Origin of the sequence: Pseudomonas citri, assembly GCF_025336485.1 — a bacterium.
Lineage (GTDB): Bacteria > Pseudomonadota > Gammaproteobacteria > Pseudomonadales > Pseudomonadaceae > Aquipseudomonas > Aquipseudomonas citri.
In genome coordinates, this window is sequence record NZ_JAODAB010000007.1 from 93,340 (window position 1) to 112,647 (window position 19,308).

The following is a 19,308-nucleotide window of genomic DNA, read 5'->3' on the forward strand; positions in this document are numbered from 1 at the left end:
ATATGGCATGCCGACTGCAATGTCGAGTCATCTGTCCCTCCCGGGATTCACCCAAGGAAACATGATGAGCCTCGATCTACTAGAACAAAGCCTGGGCCAACTGGCCTGCGACATTCCCGGTGCGACCCGTACCTTCCATCATTACAACCTCGACTTCTGTTGCGGTGGGCAAAAGTCCCTGCGCGAAGCGGCGCTCGGCAAGGGCCTGAACCCGCTGCTGATCGCCGACGCCTTGAAGACGCTGCAAGCGGCCGGCGAACTGGGCCATGACTGGCGCGACGAACCCCAGGCCAAACTGATCGCCCACATCCTGGAGCGCTATCACGCTCGCCACCGCGAACAGCTGCCGGAACTGATCCGTCTGGCCCGTCGCGTCGAGCTGGTGCACGGCGCGCGTCCTACTTGCCCCAACGGCCTGGCCGATCACCTGCAAGACCTTTACCAGGAACTCGAAGGGCACATGCTCAAGGAAGAACAGGTGCTGTTCCCCATGCTGCAACAAGGCCTGGGTGAACGCGCCTCGGCGCCGATCCAGGTGCTGCGTTATGAACACGACCAGCACGGCGAAGCACTGGAAACCATGCTCGCCCTGACCGACCAGATCACCCCGCCCGCCGACGCCTGCAACACCTGGCGCGCCCTGTACCGCGGGCTGGTCGAACTGCGCGATGACCTGATGCAGCACATCCACCTGGAGAACAACGTGTTGTTCGTCAATGCGATGAACCCTGCTCGCTAGTTCCCAGACACTGCCCGTTCTTCCTGCGGGAGCAAACCCCCTGTGGGAGCACAGCTTGCTCGCGATAGCGCTGGATCAGTCAGCATCGATATCGACTGACACTACGCCATCGCGAGCAAGCTTTGCTCTCACAACCCTTTGTTACTTTTCTCTCCCACTCAAAACTGCCAATAGAACATCGCCTTGGCCAACACCACGATCAGCACCATGTGCCCGAGGATGCTGCGGCGCAGCCAAGTGGCCCGGTTCGGCGTGAGACGTCCGCTCTTGAGCCAGTATGCCAGCCACAAATAGTGGCCGATGATGCTCAGCGCCAACAGGATCTTGAAGCTCAGCAGCAGGCCGAAGCTGTTGCCCAGCGGCTGGCTCAAGGCGCCGCGATGTTGCCACGCCAAGGCAATGCCGGCGCCATAGAGCACCAGCACCACCCCATGCAAGACGTGCCGCGAACGCTTGGCGATCACTTCATCCGCTGCATCCCGGGTGCCCTGGGCCAATGGCCGGCGGGCGGCGTGCCAGATGCAGACTTCGAAAAACAGCGTGCCGATGAAGGCAATGGCCGCCAACAGATGCGTCACCAGCAAGACCCCGTACATCATCGCTCCCCTTTGTCCAGTGGACTCAACCCGGATGCCCATCCACCCGTGCCTGGCACAGCATCGGGCCATATCGCCAGGCGTAGAGCCCGAACGCCAATGCCCAGCACACACCCGCCAGCCATAGCGCAGCCAGTGGCAACACCAACACCAGCAGCACACGGCTCAGGCAGGCCAGGTTCAAGCAGATGAAGGCCAGTGTCATGCCTTGCGGCGGTTCGAGGGGCCGTCCGGTGTGGCCCAGGCTGACGCGCGCAATCATCGCCAGGATCAGTCCGGACATGGCGCCGATGGTCAGGCTGTGCACCGCCAGGCTCGGGTTGACCGGCGCACCGAAGTGCCACAGGGTCATGCCCAGGCAGGCCAGCGCCAGCCATGCATAAGCCAGGTGCAAGGACCACAGCAGCGGCACCCGCCACAGATCCCGGTCATGCCAACGCACCAAGCGAATGGTGTGGCCGACGGTCAACGCGGCGAAGAGCAGACCGACCCAGGCATTGGCCGACAACGCCGGACCGAACGCGTACAACAACGCCACCAAAGCCGAGCCCGCCAGCAACAGACGATCGAGCCACGGCCAAGGGGCAACGCCCTCCACCCGACCGAGACCGCGCTGGGTAAAGAATGGAATCACCCGTCCGCCGATCAGCCCCATCATTGCCGCCACCAACCATAAGCCAGTGAGCACGCTCTGGCGTTCCAGGCCTTCGTCCTGCCGGATCAGACCGTACACCGACAAGCCATCGGCAGCGGCCAATAGCAACAGGACCAGCACGATCGGATAGTTGCGCTTCTGCCGCACACGCCACAGCGTGATGCCCATCCACGCGGCGACCGCCAGGGCGAAACCCAGCTCCAGGACCGCCAGCAAGGGCCAGGGCGCATCGGCCAACCAGGCCAGGCGCGCACCCAGCCACAGCAGCGCCAGGGCAGTCAGTCGCTTGCCGCTGAGCCCCGGGGTGCCGGTCCAGGTCTGCACTGCCGTCAGTAGGAACCCGGCGATAATCGCCAGGCCGAAGCCAAACAACAGTTCATGACGGTGCCAGGCCAACCAGCCACCGGCCGGTTGCCAGCCAGACAGCCGCCCGGTGAATGCCGCCAGCCACAGCGGGATGGCCAACAGCGCCAGTACGCATCCGGCCAGGAAAAACGGCCGGAACGCCAGGCGCCACAGCGGCGCGATGGCCATGGCCTTGCGACGGTCAAGCACTTGCATACATCACTCCTTAACCTCTCCACAGGCCGAAAAGCCCACTGACGAGGGTCAACAATCAGGGTTCGAATGATCGACTATCGACGTCGGCAGGCCTTGTCTCAGATCAAGCCAGCCCATCGACCTCGCACAGGTACTTGCAAGGGGCTTGCCGAACCCGATTGTTGTGGGAGTAAAGCTTGCTCGCGATTAAGGCGCCGCGCTCTACAGTCAGCCCGCGCTATCGTTCGTCGCGAGCAAGCTTTGCTCCCACAGAGGCTCGCTTCTACCAAGACTGTAGCAGGGAAAGGGTATTTATTACCGCGCAATGGTTGTTTTAACCCTGTTTGCACAGGGTTATTTTTACCCACACCCACCGCATCACCCCAAGAAACAACCCCCACGAGCCTGGCCCGGCTCTTGCTCAGGCAGGGGCACAGACTTTATTTGCCCGGGGGTTTTCCATGAAACACGTCGCGTTGCCACTCACCTGGTTCGTCGTCCTTTCCTGCGTCGTGGCGCTGGCCAGCGGCCTGTCCCTGAGTCTTGTCTGAACCCGTTTATTTTTGCCATCACAAGGATCCACGCCATGGTATTGCACCGTGTCCATCACCAGATCTTGCGCAGCCATCATCTGTTCGAGCCCCTCAATGAAGAACAGCTCGACGAGTTGATGAGCACCAGCCAACTGCTGAACATCGACAAGGGCGACCCGCTGTTCCTCCAGGGCGAGCCGGCGCAGGCGTTTTACTTCGTGATTTCCGGCGCCGTGAAGATCTACCGGCTGACCCCGGATGGCCAGGAAAAAGTCTTTGAAGTGATCGGTGAGCGCCAGACCTTCGCCGAAGCCATGATGCTGATGGACACGCCCAACTACGTCGCCTCCGCCGAAGCCGTGGGCCCGACCCAGTTGTATCGGTTGTCCAACGCCACCTACATGCGCCTGCTGCAAAGCAACAGCCGGTTGACGTTCGCCCTGCTCGGCAAGCTTTGCGTGCGCCTGCACCAACGGGTCAACGAGATCGAGACGCTGTCGCTGAAGAACGCCACCCACCGCGTGGTGCGCTACCTGCTGACGCAACTGGTGCGCCTGCAAGCAGTGGACTGCCAGTTCGAATTGCCGATGGCCAAGCAATTGATCGCCGGCCACCTGTCCATCCAGCCGGAAACCTTCTCGCGGATCATCCGCCGCCTGATCGATGAAAAGATCATCACCCAGGACGGCCGCCAGATCGCGATTCTCGATCGCCTGCGCCTGGAGCAGTTCGAATGAGCTCCCAGCCCATTTGCCTGTATTGCCAACAGGCCAACCCCGCCCATGAAGCCGAGTGCCGCCAGTGCGGCATGCCACTGCCGACCGAAGCCGCGCGGGCTGGTGAGCGCCGGCTGCGGCGCTTCACCTGGTTCTGCGTCGGGCTGACGCTGTTCTGCGTCTTCATGTTCTTCTGGTTGCCCCGCGACATCGTCTGAATCCTCAGTCCTGGGTCAGTTGCCGGTACAGCTGCGGCAAGCGCAGCGGCAATTGCTCGGGCTGGCGGATCAAGGTGTAGCCGTTGGCCCCGAACATGTACGGCAGGTAATCCCCCGCTTCCCGATCGATGGTGATGCAAAACGGCGTCAGCCCCTGGCGCCGTGCCTCCAGCACCGCCTGACGGGTGTCCTCCACCCCGTAGCGCCCCTCGTAGAGATCCAGGTCATTGGGCTTGCCATCGCTGAGCAGCAACAACAGCTTGCGCCGCCGCTTGCACCCTTCCAGGCGCTGCGTGGCCTGGCGAATGGCGGCCCCCATGCGCGTGTAGTAACCCGGCTTCAGCCCCTGGATGCGACCTCGGGTCTGGTCGTCGTAGCGCTGGTTGAACGCCTTGACCTCATGCATCCGCACTTGTTGGCGGCGCAGGGAAGAAAACCCGTACAAGGCAAAGTCGTCGCCAAGCACCGAAAGGGTTTCACCGAACAACAGCAGGCTGTCGCGGATCACGTCGATGACCCGATGCTCGTCATTGAGGTGCGCGTCGGTGGACATCGACAGGTCGGCCAGCAGCAGGCAGGCCAGGTCGCGACGGGTCTGGCGTTGCTCCATGAACAGGCCGCGCTCGCTGCATCGGCCGTGCTGGCGCTCGACGTGAAAGTCCAGCCAGGCCTGCATGTCCAGCTCCGAACCCTGGGTTTGCTGACGTAACCATTGGCGATCGTTGCGCAGGTGTTCGAACTGACGGCGCAAACGTTGGGCCGGGTTGCGCAACCGCGCGGGCAGCGGCTGAGGCTCGCAGTCGCGCGGGATGAGCGTTTGCAGGCTGACAAAATCAGCCTGGAGTCGTTGCTTGCGGTAGTCCCATTCCGGCAGCAGGATGCCCTCGCCCAGCGGGATGTCATCGACATCGGCGGGCGGCAGGTCCAAGTGCAGTTTCAAACCACCGCCCTTGCGCAACCGGGTGCGCGACAGCGTCAGCTGGTCCAGGTCCTCGGCAACACGGGCGGCGTCCGGATCCTCGCTGTCGTCAGCCCAACGATCCAGGTCCACGTGTTCGGTCCAACTGAACAGATTCTCCAGGCGCACAATCAACAGGCCGCCATCGCGGGTGGTTTCATCGATCCGCTCGGCGCGCTTGCGACCACCCTGTTGTTCACCCGGCGGCGTCGCCAGGTATTGCTCGGATTCTTCAAGGTTGGCAGCCTGCGGATTGCCCAGGTGCCGGGGGGGATACAGCCACAGCGGCAGCGGCCAGGCCGCCCGTTCGCTGCGGGGGAAATGCTCGACACTGCCGGGTTCGCGCAAGGCCTGGCACAAGGCCCGCTCCAGCGCCGCCTCGGCCGGTTCCAACGAAGCCGGATCAGGACGCAAGGACAAGTGCGCCTCCACCAGTCGCTGGTATCGGGGCAGCATGGCGGGGTAGCGTCGCAGCAGGGCTTGGGTCCAGCGCTGGTTGTCCCGCCCCCAGTGTTTCATCGGCCCCGATTGTGCGGCCAGCAACGCGAGCCAGCGGTACAACTCTTCGTTCAGCCCCGCATCGGGGAACGCCGCCAGGCTGGCGGGCAAGCGCAGGTTGTCGGCATCGCACCAGGCCAGGGGGACTTGCTTGCAGGTCCCGGCGATCTGTTGCAGCAGGTTGCGCCGCAGCAGCAGGTCACGGTCACTGACCGCTTCCACACCCTGGTGACTGGCGCCGCCGGTGGCGCGAAACAGCACTTGCAGCGAGCGTTGCCGATGACTCAGCTCGACACGCGCCTCGGGAAAATCCGGGCTGGCCCGGCGGGTGATGAAACGGTGCCAGACACTGCCGACCCACTCTTCCAGCTCAAGGGTGAATGCCATGGTTATCTTCCTCTTGAGCCAAACCTATTTGTGGTGAGGGGATTTATCCCCTCGCCACAATGGGTTCGGACTAGTCGTTGTAGCGACTCACGAAGGCACTACCGCCGCCGGCGCGCGTTGGGCCGCGCGAGCGCGCTGCCTGAAGCTCAGCAGGTAGCAGAGCAGGCCCAGCAGGAACCCGAGGCCACTGACCAGGCGAGCCCAGAACAGCGGTTTCAAGTGATCCATCGTGGCCATGAACGGCAAGGCGCTGCCATCCGTTGCCCAGCGTTGCAACGACACCTGGACGACACCGGCTGCGGTGAGGAACAAGGTGATCATCACCATCGACAGGGTCATCAACCAGAAGCCCCAGATTTCCAGGCGCTGGGAGCGCTCGTCCGCCGCTTCACCCAAGCCGCGCAAGCGTGGCATGGCGTAGCTGATCAGGGTCATCACGATCATTGCGTAGGCGCCGTAGAACGCCAGGTGACCGTGGGCCGCCGTCAGTTGCGAACCGTGGGTGTAGTAGTTGACCGGTGCCAGGGTGTGCAGGAAACCCCAGACGCCCGCACCGAAGAACGCCGTCACGGTCGTGCCCTTGGCCCACAAGGTGGCCGCGCGATTAGGGTGTTGCCGGCGACGGTTCCTGACCATGCTGAAGGCAAAGACCACCATCGCCAGGAACGGCAGCGGTTCCATCGCGGAGAAGATCGAACCCACCCACAACCAGACCTCAGGCGCACCGATCCAGAAGAAGTGGTGACCGGTACCGATGATGCCGGTGATCAGCGCCATGGCGATAATCACGTAGAGCCACTTCTCTACTACTTCGCGGTCCACACCGGTGATCTTGATCAGGACGAAGGCCAGCATCGAACCCATGATCAGTTCCCAGACGCCTTCCACCCAAAGATGCACCACCCACCACCAGTAGTATTTGTCGCGGGCGAGGTTTTCCGGGTTGTAGAAGGAGAACAGGAAGAACACCGCCAGACCGATCAAGCCAGTCATCATGACCATGCTGACCGTGGTCTTGCGCCCCTTGAGCATCGTCATGCCGATGTTGTAGAGGAAGCCCAGGCAGACCACTACGATGCCCATCTTGGTAACGGTCGGTTGCTCGAGGAACTCACGACCCATGGTGGGCAGCAAGTCGTTGCCGGTGTACTTGGCCAGCGTCGCATAGGGCACCGAGAGGTAGCCCAGGATCGTCGCCACGCCTGCGGCGGCGAATACCCAGAACAGCACCAGCGCCAGTTTCGGACTGTGCAGTTCGCGATCGGCCTCTTCCGGGATCAGGTAGTAGGCCGCACCCATGAAGCCGAACAACAGCCAGACGATCAGCAGGTTGGTGTGGACCATGCGGGCCACGTTGAAAGGAATCAGCGGGAACAGGAAGTCGCCGATCACGTATTGCAAGCCCATGATCAAACCGAACAGGACCTGCCCGAGAAACAGCATCAGGGCAAACACGAAGTAAGGTTTGGCGACGGCCTGCGAGGCGAATTTCAGATGCGGATTAGCCATGCTCATCTCTCAGCCCTCCTTGTTTGGCGGCCAGCCATTGGTATTGATCTTCGAACTCCACTTGAGGAATTCGGCGATGTCGTCGACCTCCTGCTCGCTCAAGTGGAACTGCGGCATCGCCCGACGCCCTGGAACGCCCAGGGGCTGCATTTTCATCCAGGCCTGGAGGAAGGGCTTGAAGGCTTCCTCACCACCGCGCCGGTTGACCACATTGCCCAGCTCCGGCGCGAAGTACGCGCCCTCGCCCAGCAGCGTGTGGCAGCCGATGCAGTTATTGCGTTCCCAGACGCCCTTGCCGCGTATCACTGACTCGGTCAACTGCGCCTGGTTACTGCGCTCTGGAAAAGTCTTTTCCGTGTGGTAGGTCAAGGCCAGGAATATCAGGAAAAAGAACACGCTTCCCCCGAAATAAATATTCCTGGCCATGCCTTTGGTGAAGGTATCTGACATGGTCACTTCCTCATTGCTTGGCGTGTTCATTTTATGAAGTGAGGGAGCTGGAAACGCTTGATGGCGATCAAGAATCTCCGATGGTTTTGGTGGGTTGTTTCATCGAGACCCTCAAGACAGCCCCCTTGCCACGAGTTTTGGGGCGTCTGGGCGGACGTCATCGCGAGCAAGCTTTGCTCCCACGGGAATCCAAGGTGAACATCAGATCTGTGAGCGCCCGCAACCGCCGTGGGAGCGAAGCTTGCTCGCGATGTCGGTACTGCAGGCATGGATGGATGTGCTAACGAATCAAGACACAACCAACACCAAACCAATCACAACCGCCAACAACACCGCCCAACACACCACCAGCCCCCGCCACAACCAAGGCGCATGGCGCAACTCCATGAACCCCTCGGCAATCACCCAGGCCTTGGTCACCGCAACGGCCAATATGGCAACGGACACCACCCCAGTGGCAGCCATTTGCCCCAAGGCCACGGTGCCAGTGCTCAACAGCGCCAGCAGCATCCAGCTGGCAATCAAGAGTCGGGAAGCCGACATGAGCACCTCCACTCAATCGAGGATGTAGACGACCGGAAACAGCAACACCCAGACCAGGTCCACCATGTGCCAATACAACACGCCGGACTCCAGCCCGTTGTATTGCCGCGCCCCGTAGCGCCGGCGCCGGCAGCCCTCGGCCAGCCAGCCGAGGATCACCATCCCCAGCAGCACGTGGAGGAAATGAAACGCCGTGAGAATCCAGTACAGGGTAAAAAAGGTGTTGCGTTCCATCCCGAGGCCGTTCGCCAACAGGTGGGCATACTCCGTGAGCTTCAGTGCCACATAGCCACAGGCGGCGAGCAAGGCCATCGCCAGCAACGCCGCGCCCCGACGCGAGCGCCCCCGCCTGACTTGCTCCAGCGCGAGCGCCGCGAACAGGCCGCCGGTCAGCAGGCTGAGGGTCATCGCCAGGCCCGTGGAACGGTCGAGCAACGCCCTTCCCTCGCTGAACAGTTGCGGGTGCAGCGCCTGGGCGACGGTGAACGCCAGGATCAACAAGGCGAACACCGACAGCTCGGCGAGGATGAAAAACCACATCGCCAGGTCACCCGGCAAGCGCCGGGACCTGACAACGGCTTCAGCCGAAGTGGACATCGACCACGTCCATCAGCGCGGCCACGGTTTGCGGGTCATCGCTCAAGGGCTCGGCCAGGCAGGCCAGGCACGCCTGGCGCGGGTCCATGCCGGCGCCGATCATGCGGGCGGCGAAAATCAGCAGGCGGGTGGACGCGACCTCCTCCAGGTCATGCTGATCGAGGCGGCGCAGCGCTTGCCCAAGCCGCACCACTTGAGCCGCCAAGGCCATGTCGACACCGGCCTCGCGGGCGACGATACGCTCTTCGTCAGCCACCGCCGGGTAGCCGAAACGCATCGCCACAAAACGCTGGCGCGTGCTGGGTTTCATGCCCTTGAGCAGGTTCTGGTAACCGGGGTTGTACGACACCACCAACATGAAGGACGGCGGCGCCTGGAGCACCTCGCCGGTGCGTTCCAGGTACAACTGGCGACGGTCATCGGCCAGGGGGTGCAGCACCACCGCCGTGTCCTGGCGCGCCTCGACCACTTCGTCCAGGTAACAGATCCCGCCCTCGCGCACCGCCCGGGTCAAGGGTCCGTCCTGCCACCAGGTGCCCTGGGCACCGATCAGGTGACGCCCCACGAGGTCGGCCGCGCTCAAGTCATCGTGGCAGGCCACGGTGTACAGCGGCAGTTTCAGGCGATGGGCCATGTGCTGGACGAAACGGGTCTTGCCGCAACCGGTCGGCCCTTTGATCAGCACCGGCATGCCGTGGCGCCAGGCCTGTTCGAACAAGGCCGGTTCGTTGTCCTGGGGTTGATAGAAGGGTTCTTCGGGATGCTGCAAGGAATGGATGGCGTTCATGAAAAAGGGCCTGCTCGAACAACGGATTGCCCATCACGCTACGGGGCCCTGCGACAACCTGGCAAGGGCCCCGGCGGGCAAACTTGATCGCCGTCAAGCGGCCAACCATCCCCCTGGGCATAGCCTTGCACCGCACCAGAAAACCTGCGCGCCGAACATCCATTAAAGGGCAGCGCGGGTCATGCCTGAGGAGAAATGGAATGCTGATCAGCCACAAAAAATCGTGGGCCATTCGGGCGGCGGCGCTGTGTACGGCGTTAGCCGCGCCATACGCCTTCGCCGACCAGACCACTGCCCCTGAGCCACCGCGCCAGGTCAAGACCGAAGGCGCGCCGGACATGAGCCAGGCCGACTTCGACTCGGCCAAGGAGATCTACTTCCAGCGCTGCGCCGGTTGCCACGGGGTGCTGCGCAAGGGCGCTACCGGCAAGCCGCTGACACCGGACATCACCCAGGCCCGCGGCCAGGCCTACCTGGAGGCGCTGATCACTTACGGCTCGGCCGCCGGCATGCCGAACTGGGGCACGTCCAACGCCCTGACCAAAGACCAGATCACGACGATGGCCAAGTTCATCCAGCACACCCCGCCGACACCACCGGAATGGGGCATGGCCGAAACCCTCAAGACCTGGAAAGTGCTGGTCAAGCCTGAGGACCGGCCGACCAAGCAACTCAACTCCCTCAACCTGCAGAACCTGTTCTCGGTGACGCTGCGCGACGACGGCAAGATCGCCCTGGTCGACGGCGACAGCAAGAAAATCGTCAAGCTGATCGACACCGGTTACGCCGTGCACATTTCGCGCATCTCGGCGTCGGGACGCTACCTGCTGGTGATCGGCCGGGACGCCAAGATCGACATGATCGACCTGTGGCCGAAAGAGCCGACCAAGGTCGCGGAAATCAAAGTGGGCATCGAAGCCCGCTCGGTGGAAACCTCCAAGTTCAAGGGCTACGAAGACAAGTACACCATTGCCGGCTCCTATTGGCCGCCGCAGTTCACCATCATGGACGGCGAGACCCTGGAGCCCAAGCAGATCGTCTCGACCCGCGGCATGACCGTCGACACCCAGCAATACCATCCGGAACCTCGGGTCGCGGCCATCATCGCCTCCCACGAGTGGCCGGAGTTCATCGTCAACGTCAAGGAAACCGGCAAGGTGATGCTGGTCAACTACCAGGACATCAAGAACCTCACCATCACCAACATCGACGCCGCGCCGTTCCTGCATGACGGCGGTTGGGACAGCAGCCATCGCTACTTCATGACGGCGGCCAACAACTCCAACAAGGTGGCGGTGATCGACTCCAAGGAACGCAAGCTCACCGCCCTGGTGGATGTCGGCAAGACACCGCATCCGGGACGCGGCGCCAACTTCAACCATCCGCTCTACGGGCCGGTCTGGGCCACGAGCCACTTAGGCGACGCCGGCGTCTCGCTGATCGGCACCGACCCGGTCAAACACCCGCAATACGCCTGGAAGCAGGTCGGCACACTCCAGGGCCAGGGCGGCGGCTCGCTGTTCATCAAGACCCACCCGCAATCCCGTCACCTGTATGTCGACACCACCCTGAGCCCTGACGCCAAGCTCAGCCAGTCGGTGGCGGTGTTCAACATCGACAAGCTCGACGCCGGCTACACCGTGCTGCCGATTGCCGAATACGCCGGCATCAAGAAAGGCGCCCTGCGCGTGGTCCAGCCTGAGTACAACAAGGCGGGCGATGAAGTCTGGTTCTCGGTCTGGAGCGGACAGGACGACGAGTCGGCACTGGTGGTCATCGACGACAAGACCCTCAAGGTCAAGAGCGTGATCAAGGACAAGCGCCTGATCACTCCGACCGGGAAATTCAACGTCTACAACACCCAAAACGATATCTATTGAGCCCCATCAATAAGAGGAAAAACCATGAAGTCTATTCTGATTGCCTTGGCCCTGACCGCCGCCTCCAGCCTACCGGCGCTGGCAGAAGACGGTCCGACATTGTTCAAGAGCAAGCCCTGTGCCGCCTGCCACTCCATCGACACCAAGGTGGTCGGCCCGGCCCTCAAGGACGTCGCGGCGAAAAATGCCGGCGTCGCCGGGGCCCAGGACCTGCTGGCCAAACACATCAAGGAGGGTACGCAAGGCAACTGGGGGCCGATGCCGATGCCCGCCAACCCGGTGACCGAGGAAGAAGCCAAGATCCTGGCGGGGTGGGTGTTGAGCCTTAAATAGACTCATTGCAGGAGCAAGGCTTGCCCGCGATGAAGGCGATGAGTTCTTTGAGAAATCAAGTCGCCTGTTTTCGCGAGCAAGCTTTGCTCCCACACATCCTCCCAGCCACAGGAGGGTGCTCGACTTTATTTTCTGATCTGGAGGACGTCATGGAACGACACAGCGCAGCAACCTTGATGACCACCCTCCTCTTTGTTTTCTCCGCCTGCGCGCTGGCCGCTCCCGACAGCCAGCGCCAGGCCCGATTGCAGCACCTGCTGGACCAGGACTGCGGCGCCTGCCACGGCCTCTACATGACCGGCGGCCTCGGCCCGCCCCTGACCCGTCAGGCCCTGGCTGGAAAGTCCCGCGACAGCCTTATCGCCACCGTCGCCCAAGGGCGACCCGGCAGCGCCATGCCCGGTTGGGCACCGCTGCTCGATCCCGATGACATCCGCTGGCTGGTGGACCGGCTCCTTCAAGGAAAACCCGCCTCATGATCCGTTCTCTTTTGTCTTGCACGGCCCTCGCCCTGTTGCTCTCGGGCTGCGCCCAGACACCGCTGCGCGGCACCGGTGACCTGGGCGTGGTGGTGGAGCGCGCAACCGGCAGCCTGCAAATCATCGAAAGCGACACCCGCACCACCCTCGCCCGTGTCGAAGGCCTGGGCGACCTGTCCCACGCCTCGGTGGTGTTCTCCCGCGACCAACGCTACGCCTACGTGTTCGGCCGCGATGGCGGCCTGAGCAAGGTCGACCTGCTGACCGCGCGCATCGACCGGCGCATCATCCAGGGCGGCAACAGCATCGGCGGCGCAATCAGCCAGGACGGCAAGCTGATTGCCGTGTCCAACTACGAGCCCGGCGGCGTCAAGGTCTTCGACGCCCAGACCCTGGAACAGGTCGCCGACATCCCTGCCACACCGTTGCCCGGCGGACAAAAGCGTTCACGGGTGGTCGGCCTGGTGGACGCGCCCGGACAACGCTTCGTGTTCAGCTTGTTCGACACCGGTGAGATCTGGACGGCCGATTTCAGCCAGGGCCTCACACCCCGCATCGAGCGCTTCACCGCTATCGGCCAGCAGCCCTACGACGCGTTGATCACGCCGCAGGGGCGCTATTACATGGCCGGATTGTTCGGCGAAGACGGCATGGCGCAACTGGACCTGTGGCACCCCGAGCGCGGCGTCAAGCGCGTGCTGGGGCACTACGGCCGCGGCCAGGAGAAGTTGCCGGTGTACAAGATGCCTCACCTGGAGGGCTGGGCCATGGCCGATGAACAAGCGTTCGTGCCTGCGGTCGGGCATCACCAGGTGCTGGTCATGGATGCGCGTAACTGGCAGCAGACCGACGCCATCGCCGTGGCCGGCCAACCGGTGTTCGTCACGGCACGCCCGGACGGCCGCCAACTGTGGGTCAACTTCGCCTACCCGGACAACGACCGTGTCCAGGTCATCGACACCCAGACCCACGCCATCGTCGCCGACCTGCGCCCCGGGCCTGCGGTGCTGCACATGGAGTTCACCGCCCGCGGTGACCAGGTCTGGCTGTCCGCCCGCGACGGTGGCCAGGTGCAGGTGTGGAACCCGTACCGGCTTGAACGCCTGGGCACCCTGCCCGCCCTCAGCCCCAGTGGCATTTTCTTCAGCAGCCGCGCGCACAAACCGGGGTATTGACCATGACATCGAGCTCGCTGGCCCGTCGCCTGATCGACTGCTTCCAACACGGCTTGCCGTTGTGCGCCGAACCCTACCGGGCCATGGCCGAGGCCTTGGGCTGCACCGAGGTGCAAGTGCTTGAATGCCTGCAACATCTGCAAGTGGCCGGCAGCCTGTCGAGGGTCGGCCCGGTGTTCGAACACACCCGCGCCGGCGCCAGCACCCTCGCCGCCCTGGCGGTGCCCGAAGAGCGCTTGCATCAGGTGGCGGCGCGCGTCAGCCAGTACCCCGAGGTCAATCACAACTACGCCCGGGAACATCGCTACAACCTGTGGTTCGTGTTGACCGGCCCCGACCGCGGCCACCTGGACAACATCCTCCAGGAACTGGAACACGACACCGGCCTCACGCCCCTGGACCTGCCCATGCTGACCGCCTACCGCATTGACCTGGGCTTTGCCCTAGGGTTTGAACGAAAAGTCGCCGAGCGACGATCAGGCAAGACGAAAACAGGCGAGGAAGCGGAGTTTACGGGTTGTAAATGAGCATTCCGATCGGACTCGCGCACGAGCCTGTTTTCAACGCAGCATGATCGTTGCGCAGGCACTTTTCGTACAAAGCCTGGAGGCCACTTCATGAAAGACCCCTTGAACGAACAACAATCACTGACCCTGCGCCGTCACCTGGAAACCGGCCTGCCCCTGGTCTCACGCCCCTTCCAGGCCTTGGCCGAGCAGATCGGTGCGAGTGAGCGACAAGTCCTCGACCAGGTGCAGCACTGGCATGAGCAAGGCCTGTTCCGACGCGTCGGCCTGGTGGTCAACCATCGGGCCCTGGGGTTCGCCGCCAACGCCATGCTGGTGCTGGACGTGCCGGATGCGTTGGTCGATGAAGTCGGGCGGCGCCTCGGCCAGGCGCCGGGCATCAGCCTTTGCTATCAACGGCCACGGCGCCTGCCCCAGTGGCAGTACAACTTGTTCTGCATGATCCACGGTCGCCAGCGAGACCGCGTGCAAGCCCAGGTCCAGACGTTGCTGGAACAGCATCTGCTGAACGACCTGCCCCATCAATTGCTGTTCAGCACCCACCTGTTCAAGCAATGCGGCGGCCGCTTCGCCCCGCCGGCCGGAGCGCGCATCGATGGATGACCTGGACCGTCGCCTGATCAACCGCCTGCAACTGGGCCTGCCCCTGGTCCGCGACCCGTGGCAGACCCTGGCCCGTGAGCTGGACAGCACCAGCAACGAACTGCTCGACCGGCTGCACGAATTGCTCAACGAAGGCGTACTCACCCGTTTCGGTCCGATGTTCGACCTCGATCGCCTGGGCGGCGCCTTCACCCTGGCAGCGTTGGCGGTGCCCGAGGAGCGCTTCGACAGCGTCACCGAACAACTGGCCAACATGCCCGAGGTGGCCCACAACTACCGCCGCGAACACACCTGGAACATGTGGTTCGTGCTCGCCTGCTCCAGCGAACAGGCCATCGCCGACACCCTGCGGCGCATCGAGCGCCTGACCGGCCTGGCGGCGCTGAACCTGCCCAAAGAGGAGACCTACCATGTCGGCCTGTATTTCCCCGTCTGAAGCGCCGCGGCAAATACCCACGCTCCAGACGCCAGCGTCCCTGGCGTTGCGCCTGGTGGAACTGACCCAGGCCGGCCTGCCCCTGCTCGAAGATCCGTGGGCCTGGTTGGCGGAACAACTGGGCTTGAGCGTGGAGGCGACCCTCGACCTGCTCAAGGGCTTGCAGGCCGAAGGCGCCATTCGCCGCATCGCCGCCGTGCCGAATCACTACCGACTGGGCTACCGCCACAACGGCATGACCGTGTGGGACGTGGCCGATGCCCAGATGCCGCGCCTCGGCGCGCTGTTGGGTGCGCAACCCTTCGTCAGTCATTGCTACCGTCGCCCGCGCCGGCCCGGTTGGCGCTACAACCTGTTTGCCATGGTCCATGGCCGCAGCCGCGAGGAGATCGACCACTATCGCGACCACCTGCGTTACCTGCTGGGCGAGGCCTGTGCCGCCGACGAGATGCTGGTGAGCAGCCGCATCCTGAAAAAAACCGGTCTGCGCTTGTCGCCCGTCCCAAGCTGAGTCTGCCCGTCGACCCAAGGAGCGCTTTATGTTGAGGATCAGCCACTACTTGCGAGCCCTGGCCGGCCAATGCCCTCCTCCCCGCACCGCACCACCGGGCAGCCACAGGCCGCCCGTGGTGATCTGGAACCTGCTGCGACGCTGCAACCTGACCTGCAAGCACTGCTACGCCACCTCGGCCGACAGCGTCTTTCGCGATGAGCTGGACACCCACGCGGCGCTCAAGGTCATCGATGACCTGCACGAAGCTGGCGTGCGGGTGCTGATCCTGTCCGGCGGCGAACCGTTGTTGCGTGACGACTTGTTCCAACTCAGCGCCTATGCCCGCGACAAGGGTTTCTTCCTGGCCCTGTCCACCAACGGCACGCTGATCGACAGGACCAATATCCAGCAGATCCGTGCGGCGCACTTCGACTACGTCGGCATCAGCATCGACGGCCTGGAGCACACCCACGATGCCTTCCGCCAGCTCAAGGGCAGTTTCGCCAGCAGCATGGCGGCCATCCGGCTCTGTCGCGAGCAAGGGATCCGCGTCGGCCTGCGCACCACCCTCACCCAGCAGAACCATGGGCAACTGCCGCAACTGCTGGACCTGATGAACGAATACGACGTGCAGAAATTCTACCTGTCGCACCTCAACTACAGCGGCCGGGGCAAACGCAGTCGCAAGCTCGATGCCCGGCAGCAGATGAGTCGCGACGCCATGACGCTGATCTTCGAACGGGCCTGGCGCGACATCGAGCAAGGTCGCGAGAGTGATTTCGTCAGCGGCAACAACGACGCCGACGCCATCCTGTTGCTGCAATGGGTCGCGCAGCGCCTGCCCCAGCATTACACCGCCCTGGAACGGATACTCGAGGCCTGGGGCGGCAATGCCTCGGGCAGCGGCATTGCCAACATCGACAATACCGGCGAGGTCCACCCCGACACGTATTGGTGGCAGCACTCGGTGGGCAATGTGCGCCAGACACCGTTCAAGACCCTCTGGTCAGAGCGTCCCGACGCCCTGCTGCTCAAGCTGCGCGAGCATCCACGGGCGGTGGGCGGGCGCTGCGGCCAATGTCGCTGGCTGACTATCTGCAATGGCAATACCCGCACCCGCGCGTGGGCTGACGGTGACCTCTGGGGCCAGGACCCCGGCTGTCACCTGTGCGATGAAGAAATTGGCTTGCAGGCCATCCCCAGCGTCGCGATCACCGACGCCACCTTGCCCTGCGCCCGATAACCCTATGGCGTACCTGATGCCAACCCAAGGAAAGTCCCATGCTTGCCCCCCTCGCTTTGCCCGCTGCCCTGCAATCGCCCTTCAGACCCGGTGAAGTCGCCCTGGTCGGTGCCGGCCCCGGTGACCCCGGCCTGCTGACGTTACGCGCCTGGAGCCTGTTGATGCAGGCTGACGCCGTGGTCTATGACCGCCTGATCAGCCCCCAACTGTTGAGCCTGATCCCACTGCCGTGCGCCCGCCATTACGTCGGCAAAGCCGCCGGTTGCCACAGCCTGCCCCAAGCGCAGATCAACGAATTGCTGGCCGATCTTGCCGACCAGGGCCAACGGGTGGTCCGGCTCAAGGGCGGCGACCCGTTCATCTTCGGTCGGGGCGCCGAAGAGCTGGAGTACCTGCTGGCCCGCGGCATCGATTGCCAGGTGGTGCCCGGTATCACCGCCGCGGCCGGTTGCAGCGCCTATGCCGGCATTCCCCTGACACACCGCGACCTGGTCAACTCCTGCCGGTTCATTACCGGCCACCTGCAGCGCGAAGGCGATCTGAACCTGCCATGGCAGAGCCTGGCGGATGACAGCCAGACCCTGGTTTTCTATATGGGACTGTCGAACCTGGGGCTCATTGCCGCGCGACTGATGGAAGCAGGCCTGGCAGCAGACACCCCGGCCGCCTTGATCAACAACGGCACCCGTCCCGACCAGCAAGTACTGCGCGGCACGCTCCAGCAGTTACCGGACATGGCGCAAGCGTGTTCCGACGGGCTACCGACCTTGACCGTGATCGGCAAGGTGGTCGGCTTGTTCGCCCACCAGCCGCTGCAACATCCGGCGTGCCTGCACCCCACTCCCCCAGTCCGCCCCAGCCTGTCGAAGGTGGCGCTATGAAACGTTTGTGGCTGATGCCATTGCTGTGGGTTGGCGCGGCCCCCGGCGCCAGTGCCACGGCGCCAGACCTGACGCAGGCCGAACGTGACTACCAGCAGCACTGCCAGCAGTGCCACGGCGTGAACCGCATCGGCGGGACCGGGCCGGCCCTGTTGCCCCAGAGCCTGAGCCGGATCAAGCCTGATGAAATTCGCACGGTGATCGAAAAAGGTCGGCCGGCCAGCCAGATGGCGGCCTTCGGCGCGGTACTGGAACCCGCACAGATCGACGGCCTGACCCTTTACCTGCAACGGCCACTGGACGTCGAGCCCACCTGGGGCGAGAACGACATCCGCGCCAGTCATCACGTGCTCGCGGACCTCGCCAAGTTGCCGGCGAAACCCCAGCACCAGGCCGATCCGTTGAACCTGTTCGTAGTGGTGGAGGCCGGTGATCATCATGTCGATGTGGTCGACGGCGATCGTTTCGAGGTGCTGGCGCGCTTCGCCTCGCATTTTGCGGTGCATGGCGGACCGAAGTTTTCACCGGACGGACGTTTCGTCTACCTGGCCTCCCGGGACGGCTGGATCAGCCTGTACGACCTGCACAACCTCAAGCTGATCGCCGAAGTGCGGGCCGGGCTCAATACCCGCAACCTGGCGGTGAGCAAGGACGGTCGCTGGGTGTTGGTGGGCAACTACCTGCCCGGCAACCTGACGGTACTCGATGCCCGCGACCTGTCGCTGGTCAAGACCATCGCCACGGTAGGCCGGGACGGCCAGGCGTCGCGTGTCAGCGCGGTGTATACCGCCCCGCCGCGCAACAGCTTCATTGTCGCGCTGAAGGACGTCAAGGAAGTCTGGGAGCTGTCTACCGGTCCAAACCCGGACTTCGTGCCCCGGCGCATCGACGCGGATGACTTCCTGGATGACTTCTCCTTCTCCCCCGATTACCGCCAGTTGCTCGCGACTTCGCGCAAGGCCCAGGGCGGCCAGGTCATCAATCTCGACAACGGCAAGGTCGTGACAGACATTGCATTACCGGGCATGCCTCACCTGGGCTCGGGCACCTATTGGAAACGCGACGGGCACTGGGTGTTCGCCACGCCCAATATCAGCAAGGGCTTGATTTCGGTGATCGACTTCAACACCTGGAAAGTCATCAAGCAGATCCCCACCCTGGGGCCGGGGTTTTTCCTGCGCAGCCACGCCAATTCGCGCTATGCCTGGACGGATGTGTTCTTCGGCCCGGACAACGATGCCATCCACCTGATCGACAAACAGACTCTGGAAATCGCCCACACCCTGCGCCCCATGCCCGGCAAAACCGCGGCCCACGTCGAATTCACCCGCGACGGTCGCTACCTGCTGCTGAGCATCTGGGACACCGACGGCGCGCTGATCGTCTACGACAGCAACACCCTCCAGGAAATCAAACGCCTGCCTATGAACAAACCTTCGGGCAAGTACAACGTCGGCAACAAGATCGAATTCGCCGAAGGCACTTCGCACTGAGGGTTGGGTGACTGGCTTTAATGATTGTGGGAAACATGG

At 63.3% G+C, this 19,308-nt stretch carries 23 protein-coding genes; 15 read left to right on the forward strand and 8 right to left on the reverse strand.

The window, feature by feature from the left end; translation table 11 throughout:
- Nucleotides 1-64 precede the first annotated feature (64 nt).
- Complete coding sequence (gene ytfE, locus N4Q37_RS10970) at nucleotides 65-739, forward strand: iron-sulfur cluster repair protein YtfE (protein WP_260957844.1); 675 nt, start codon at nucleotides 65-67, stop codon at nucleotides 737-739.
- A 158-nt stretch (nucleotides 740-897) separates the two neighbouring features.
- On the opposite strand, the gene N4Q37_RS10975 is transcribed toward ytfE, so the two are convergent.
- Together N4Q37_RS10975 and N4Q37_RS10980 are read right to left on the reverse strand one after the other, a co-directional pair.
- Nucleotides 898-1,335 (reverse strand): CopD family copper resistance protein, encoded by a 438-nt coding sequence (locus tag N4Q37_RS10975; RefSeq protein WP_260957846.1) that lies wholly within the window; start codon nucleotides 1,333-1,335, stop codon nucleotides 898-900.
- Between the two features lie 25 nt (nucleotides 1,336-1,360).
- On the reverse strand, nucleotides 1,361-2,551 hold the full coding sequence (locus N4Q37_RS10980) for an NnrS family protein (protein ID WP_260957848.1): 1,191 nt from the start codon (nucleotides 2,549-2,551) through the stop codon (nucleotides 1,361-1,363).
- Nucleotides 2,552-3,116: 565 nt separating this feature from the next.
- Between N4Q37_RS10980 and N4Q37_RS10985 the strand changes: the two genes are divergently transcribed.
- Together N4Q37_RS10985 and N4Q37_RS10990 are read left to right on the forward strand one after the other, a co-directional pair.
- A complete protein-coding gene (locus N4Q37_RS10985) occupies nucleotides 3,117-3,800 on the forward strand; it encodes a Crp/Fnr family transcriptional regulator (RefSeq protein ID WP_260957850.1) in 684 nt (227 codons plus the stop codon).
- Nucleotides 3,797-3,997, forward strand: coding sequence for a protein DnrP (locus tag N4Q37_RS10990; RefSeq protein ID WP_260957851.1), 201 nt, complete (start codon nucleotides 3,797-3,799; stop codon nucleotides 3,995-3,997). Before N4Q37_RS10985 ends, N4Q37_RS10990 begins: the two co-directional genes overlap by 4 nt.
- 4 nt (nucleotides 3,998-4,001) lie before the next feature.
- Here the strand turns inward: N4Q37_RS10990 and N4Q37_RS10995 are convergent, their stop codons facing one another.
- The 6 genes from N4Q37_RS10995 to N4Q37_RS11020 form a co-directional block, all read right to left on the reverse strand.
- Complete coding sequence (locus N4Q37_RS10995) at nucleotides 4,002-5,840, reverse strand: nitric oxide reductase activation protein NorD (protein ID WP_260957852.1); 1,839 nt, start codon at nucleotides 5,838-5,840, stop codon at nucleotides 4,002-4,004.
- A gap of 87 nt (nucleotides 5,841-5,927) precedes the next feature.
- A complete protein-coding gene (locus N4Q37_RS11000; protein WP_260957853.1) occupies nucleotides 5,928-7,355 on the reverse strand; it encodes a cbb3-type cytochrome c oxidase subunit I in 1,428 nt (475 codons plus the stop codon).
- Nucleotides 7,356-7,358: 3 nt separating this feature from the next.
- Nucleotides 7,359-7,799: a c-type cytochrome gene (locus N4Q37_RS11005; protein WP_260957855.1), complete on the reverse strand. Its 441-nt coding sequence runs from the start codon at nucleotides 7,797-7,799 to the stop codon at nucleotides 7,359-7,361.
- 288 nt (nucleotides 7,800-8,087) lie between these two features.
- Entirely contained in the window at nucleotides 8,088-8,342 is a 255-nt protein-coding gene (locus N4Q37_RS11010) for a cytochrome C oxidase subunit IV family protein (RefSeq protein WP_260957857.1), read from the reverse strand.
- Between the two features lie 12 nt (nucleotides 8,343-8,354).
- Nucleotides 8,355-8,939 carry a cytochrome c oxidase subunit 3 gene (locus tag N4Q37_RS11015; protein WP_260957859.1) on the reverse strand — a complete coding sequence of 195 codons (585 nt, stop codon included), beginning with the start codon at nucleotides 8,937-8,939 and terminating at the stop codon, nucleotides 8,355-8,357.
- Complete coding sequence (locus N4Q37_RS11020) at nucleotides 8,923-9,726, reverse strand: CbbQ/NirQ/NorQ/GpvN family protein (RefSeq protein WP_260957860.1); 804 nt, start codon at nucleotides 9,724-9,726, stop codon at nucleotides 8,923-8,925. The genes N4Q37_RS11015 and N4Q37_RS11020 overlap by 17 nt, the downstream gene beginning before the upstream one ends.
- Here N4Q37_RS11020 and N4Q37_RS11025 point away from each other — a divergent pair.
- The 12 genes from N4Q37_RS11025 to N4Q37_RS11080 all read left to right on the forward strand — a co-directional run bounded on the left by N4Q37_RS11025 (nucleotide 9,725) and on the right by N4Q37_RS11080 (nucleotide 19,269).
- On the forward strand, nucleotides 9,725-9,892 hold the full coding sequence (locus N4Q37_RS11025) for a hypothetical protein (RefSeq protein ID WP_260957862.1): 168 nt from the start codon (nucleotides 9,725-9,727) through the stop codon (nucleotides 9,890-9,892). The genes N4Q37_RS11020 and N4Q37_RS11025 overlap by 2 nt on opposite strands.
- Nucleotides 9,893-9,926: 34 nt before the next feature.
- On the forward strand, nucleotides 9,927-11,606 hold the full coding sequence (locus N4Q37_RS11030; protein ID WP_449301161.1) for a cytochrome D1 domain-containing protein: 1,680 nt from the start codon (nucleotides 9,927-9,929) through the stop codon (nucleotides 11,604-11,606).
- A gap of 24 nt (nucleotides 11,607-11,630) precedes the next feature.
- A complete protein-coding gene (locus N4Q37_RS11035) occupies nucleotides 11,631-11,939 on the forward strand; it encodes a c-type cytochrome (protein WP_260957864.1) in 309 nt (102 codons plus the stop codon).
- Between the two features lie 149 nt (nucleotides 11,940-12,088).
- Entirely contained in the window at nucleotides 12,089-12,418 is a 330-nt protein-coding gene (locus tag N4Q37_RS11040) for a c-type cytochrome (protein WP_313958321.1), read from the forward strand.
- Nucleotides 12,415-13,593: a cytochrome D1 domain-containing protein gene (locus N4Q37_RS11045; protein ID WP_260957866.1), complete on the forward strand. Its 1,179-nt coding sequence runs from the start codon at nucleotides 12,415-12,417 to the stop codon at nucleotides 13,591-13,593. The genes N4Q37_RS11040 and N4Q37_RS11045 overlap by 4 nt, the downstream gene beginning before the upstream one ends.
- A 2-nt stretch (nucleotides 13,594-13,595) precedes the next feature.
- Nucleotides 13,596-14,120 carry an Lrp/AsnC family transcriptional regulator gene (locus tag N4Q37_RS11050; RefSeq protein ID WP_260957868.1) on the forward strand — a complete coding sequence of 175 codons (525 nt, stop codon included), beginning with the start codon at nucleotides 13,596-13,598 and terminating at the stop codon, nucleotides 14,118-14,120.
- Nucleotides 14,121-14,210: 90 nt separating this feature from the next.
- Nucleotides 14,211-14,723 carry a siroheme decarboxylase subunit beta gene (gene ahbB / locus N4Q37_RS11055; RefSeq protein ID WP_260957869.1) on the forward strand — a complete coding sequence of 171 codons (513 nt, stop codon included), beginning with the start codon at nucleotides 14,211-14,213 and terminating at the stop codon, nucleotides 14,721-14,723.
- Nucleotides 14,716-15,159 carry an Lrp/AsnC family transcriptional regulator gene (locus N4Q37_RS11060; protein WP_260957871.1) on the forward strand — a complete coding sequence of 148 codons (444 nt, stop codon included), beginning with the start codon at nucleotides 14,716-14,718 and terminating at the stop codon, nucleotides 15,157-15,159. The genes ahbB (N4Q37_RS11055) and N4Q37_RS11060 overlap by 8 nt, the downstream gene beginning before the upstream one ends.
- Nucleotides 15,134-15,670 (forward strand): siroheme decarboxylase subunit beta, encoded by a 537-nt coding sequence (gene ahbB, locus N4Q37_RS11065; RefSeq protein ID WP_260957873.1) that lies wholly within the window; start codon nucleotides 15,134-15,136, stop codon nucleotides 15,668-15,670. Before N4Q37_RS11060 ends, ahbB (N4Q37_RS11065) begins: the two co-directional genes overlap by 26 nt.
- Nucleotides 15,671-15,698: 28 nt before the next feature.
- The gene (gene nirJ / locus N4Q37_RS11070) at nucleotides 15,699-16,895 is read left to right on the forward strand and encodes a heme d1 biosynthesis radical SAM protein NirJ (RefSeq protein WP_260957875.1); all 1,197 of its coding nucleotides are present in this window, start codon (nucleotides 15,699-15,701) and stop codon (nucleotides 16,893-16,895) included.
- A gap of 38 nt (nucleotides 16,896-16,933) precedes the next feature.
- Nucleotides 16,934-17,776 (forward strand): uroporphyrinogen-III C-methyltransferase, encoded by an 843-nt coding sequence (cobA, locus tag N4Q37_RS11075; protein ID WP_260957877.1) that lies wholly within the window; start codon nucleotides 16,934-16,936, stop codon nucleotides 17,774-17,776.
- Nucleotides 17,773-19,269 (forward strand): nitrite reductase, encoded by a 1,497-nt coding sequence (locus N4Q37_RS11080; protein WP_260957879.1) that lies wholly within the window; start codon nucleotides 17,773-17,775, stop codon nucleotides 19,267-19,269. Before cobA ends, N4Q37_RS11080 begins: the two co-directional genes overlap by 4 nt.
- The last annotated feature ends 39 nt before the right edge of the window (nucleotides 19,270-19,308 follow it).

Bases quoted from the DNA above. Each gene is read 5' to 3' on its own strand.
- N4Q37_RS11040 (WP_313958321.1), top strand. From the start codon at position 12,089: ATGGAACGACACAGCGCAGCAACCTTGATGACCACCCTCCTCTTTGTT.
- N4Q37_RS10975 (WP_260957846.1), bottom strand. From the start codon at position 1,335: ATGTACGGGGTCTTGCTGGTGACGCATCTGTTGGCGGCCATTGCCTTC.
- N4Q37_RS10990 (WP_260957851.1), top strand. From the start codon at position 3,797: ATGAGCTCCCAGCCCATTTGCCTGTATTGCCAACAGGCCAACCCCGCC.
- N4Q37_RS11030 (WP_449301161.1), top strand. From the start codon at position 9,927: ATGCTGATCAGCCACAAAAAATCGTGGGCCATTCGGGCGGCGGCGCTG.
- N4Q37_RS11005 (WP_260957855.1), bottom strand. From the start codon at position 7,799: ATGTCAGATACCTTCACCAAAGGCATGGCCAGGAATATTTATTTCGGG.
- N4Q37_RS11035 (WP_260957864.1), top strand. From the start codon at position 11,631: ATGAAGTCTATTCTGATTGCCTTGGCCCTGACCGCCGCCTCCAGCCTA.
- cobA (WP_260957877.1), top strand. From the start codon at position 16,934: ATGCTTGCCCCCCTCGCTTTGCCCGCTGCCCTGCAATCGCCCTTCAGA.
- N4Q37_RS11000 (WP_260957853.1), bottom strand. From the start codon at position 7,355: ATGAGCATGGCTAATCCGCATCTGAAATTCGCCTCGCAGGCCGTCGCC.
- N4Q37_RS11060 (WP_260957871.1), top strand. From the start codon at position 14,716: ATGGATGACCTGGACCGTCGCCTGATCAACCGCCTGCAACTGGGCCTG.
- ahbB (WP_260957873.1), top strand. From the start codon at position 15,134: ATGTCGGCCTGTATTTCCCCGTCTGAAGCGCCGCGGCAAATACCCACG.
- N4Q37_RS11080 (WP_260957879.1), top strand. From the start codon at position 17,773: ATGAAACGTTTGTGGCTGATGCCATTGCTGTGGGTTGGCGCGGCCCCC.
- N4Q37_RS11020 (WP_260957860.1), bottom strand. From the start codon at position 9,726: ATGAACGCCATCCATTCCTTGCAGCATCCCGAAGAACCCTTCTATCAA.
- N4Q37_RS11050 (WP_260957868.1), top strand. From the start codon at position 13,596: ATGACATCGAGCTCGCTGGCCCGTCGCCTGATCGACTGCTTCCAACAC.
- ahbB (WP_260957869.1), top strand. From the start codon at position 14,211: ATGAAAGACCCCTTGAACGAACAACAATCACTGACCCTGCGCCGTCAC.
- N4Q37_RS11010 (WP_260957857.1), bottom strand. From the start codon at position 8,342: ATGTCGGCTTCCCGACTCTTGATTGCCAGCTGGATGCTGCTGGCGCTG.
- ytfE (WP_260957844.1), top strand. From the start codon at position 65: ATGAGCCTCGATCTACTAGAACAAAGCCTGGGCCAACTGGCCTGCGAC.
- N4Q37_RS11025 (WP_260957862.1), top strand. From the start codon at position 9,725: ATGAAAAAGGGCCTGCTCGAACAACGGATTGCCCATCACGCTACGGGG.
- N4Q37_RS10995 (WP_260957852.1), bottom strand. From the start codon at position 5,840: ATGGCATTCACCCTTGAGCTGGAAGAGTGGGTCGGCAGTGTCTGGCAC.
- nirJ (WP_260957875.1), top strand. From the start codon at position 15,699: ATGTTGAGGATCAGCCACTACTTGCGAGCCCTGGCCGGCCAATGCCCT.
- N4Q37_RS10980 (WP_260957848.1), bottom strand. From the start codon at position 2,551: ATGCAAGTGCTTGACCGTCGCAAGGCCATGGCCATCGCGCCGCTGTGG.
- N4Q37_RS11015 (WP_260957859.1), bottom strand. From the start codon at position 8,939: ATGTCCACTTCGGCTGAAGCCGTTGTCAGGTCCCGGCGCTTGCCGGGT.
- N4Q37_RS10985 (WP_260957850.1), top strand. From the start codon at position 3,117: ATGGTATTGCACCGTGTCCATCACCAGATCTTGCGCAGCCATCATCTG.
- N4Q37_RS11045 (WP_260957866.1), top strand. From the start codon at position 12,415: ATGATCCGTTCTCTTTTGTCTTGCACGGCCCTCGCCCTGTTGCTCTCG.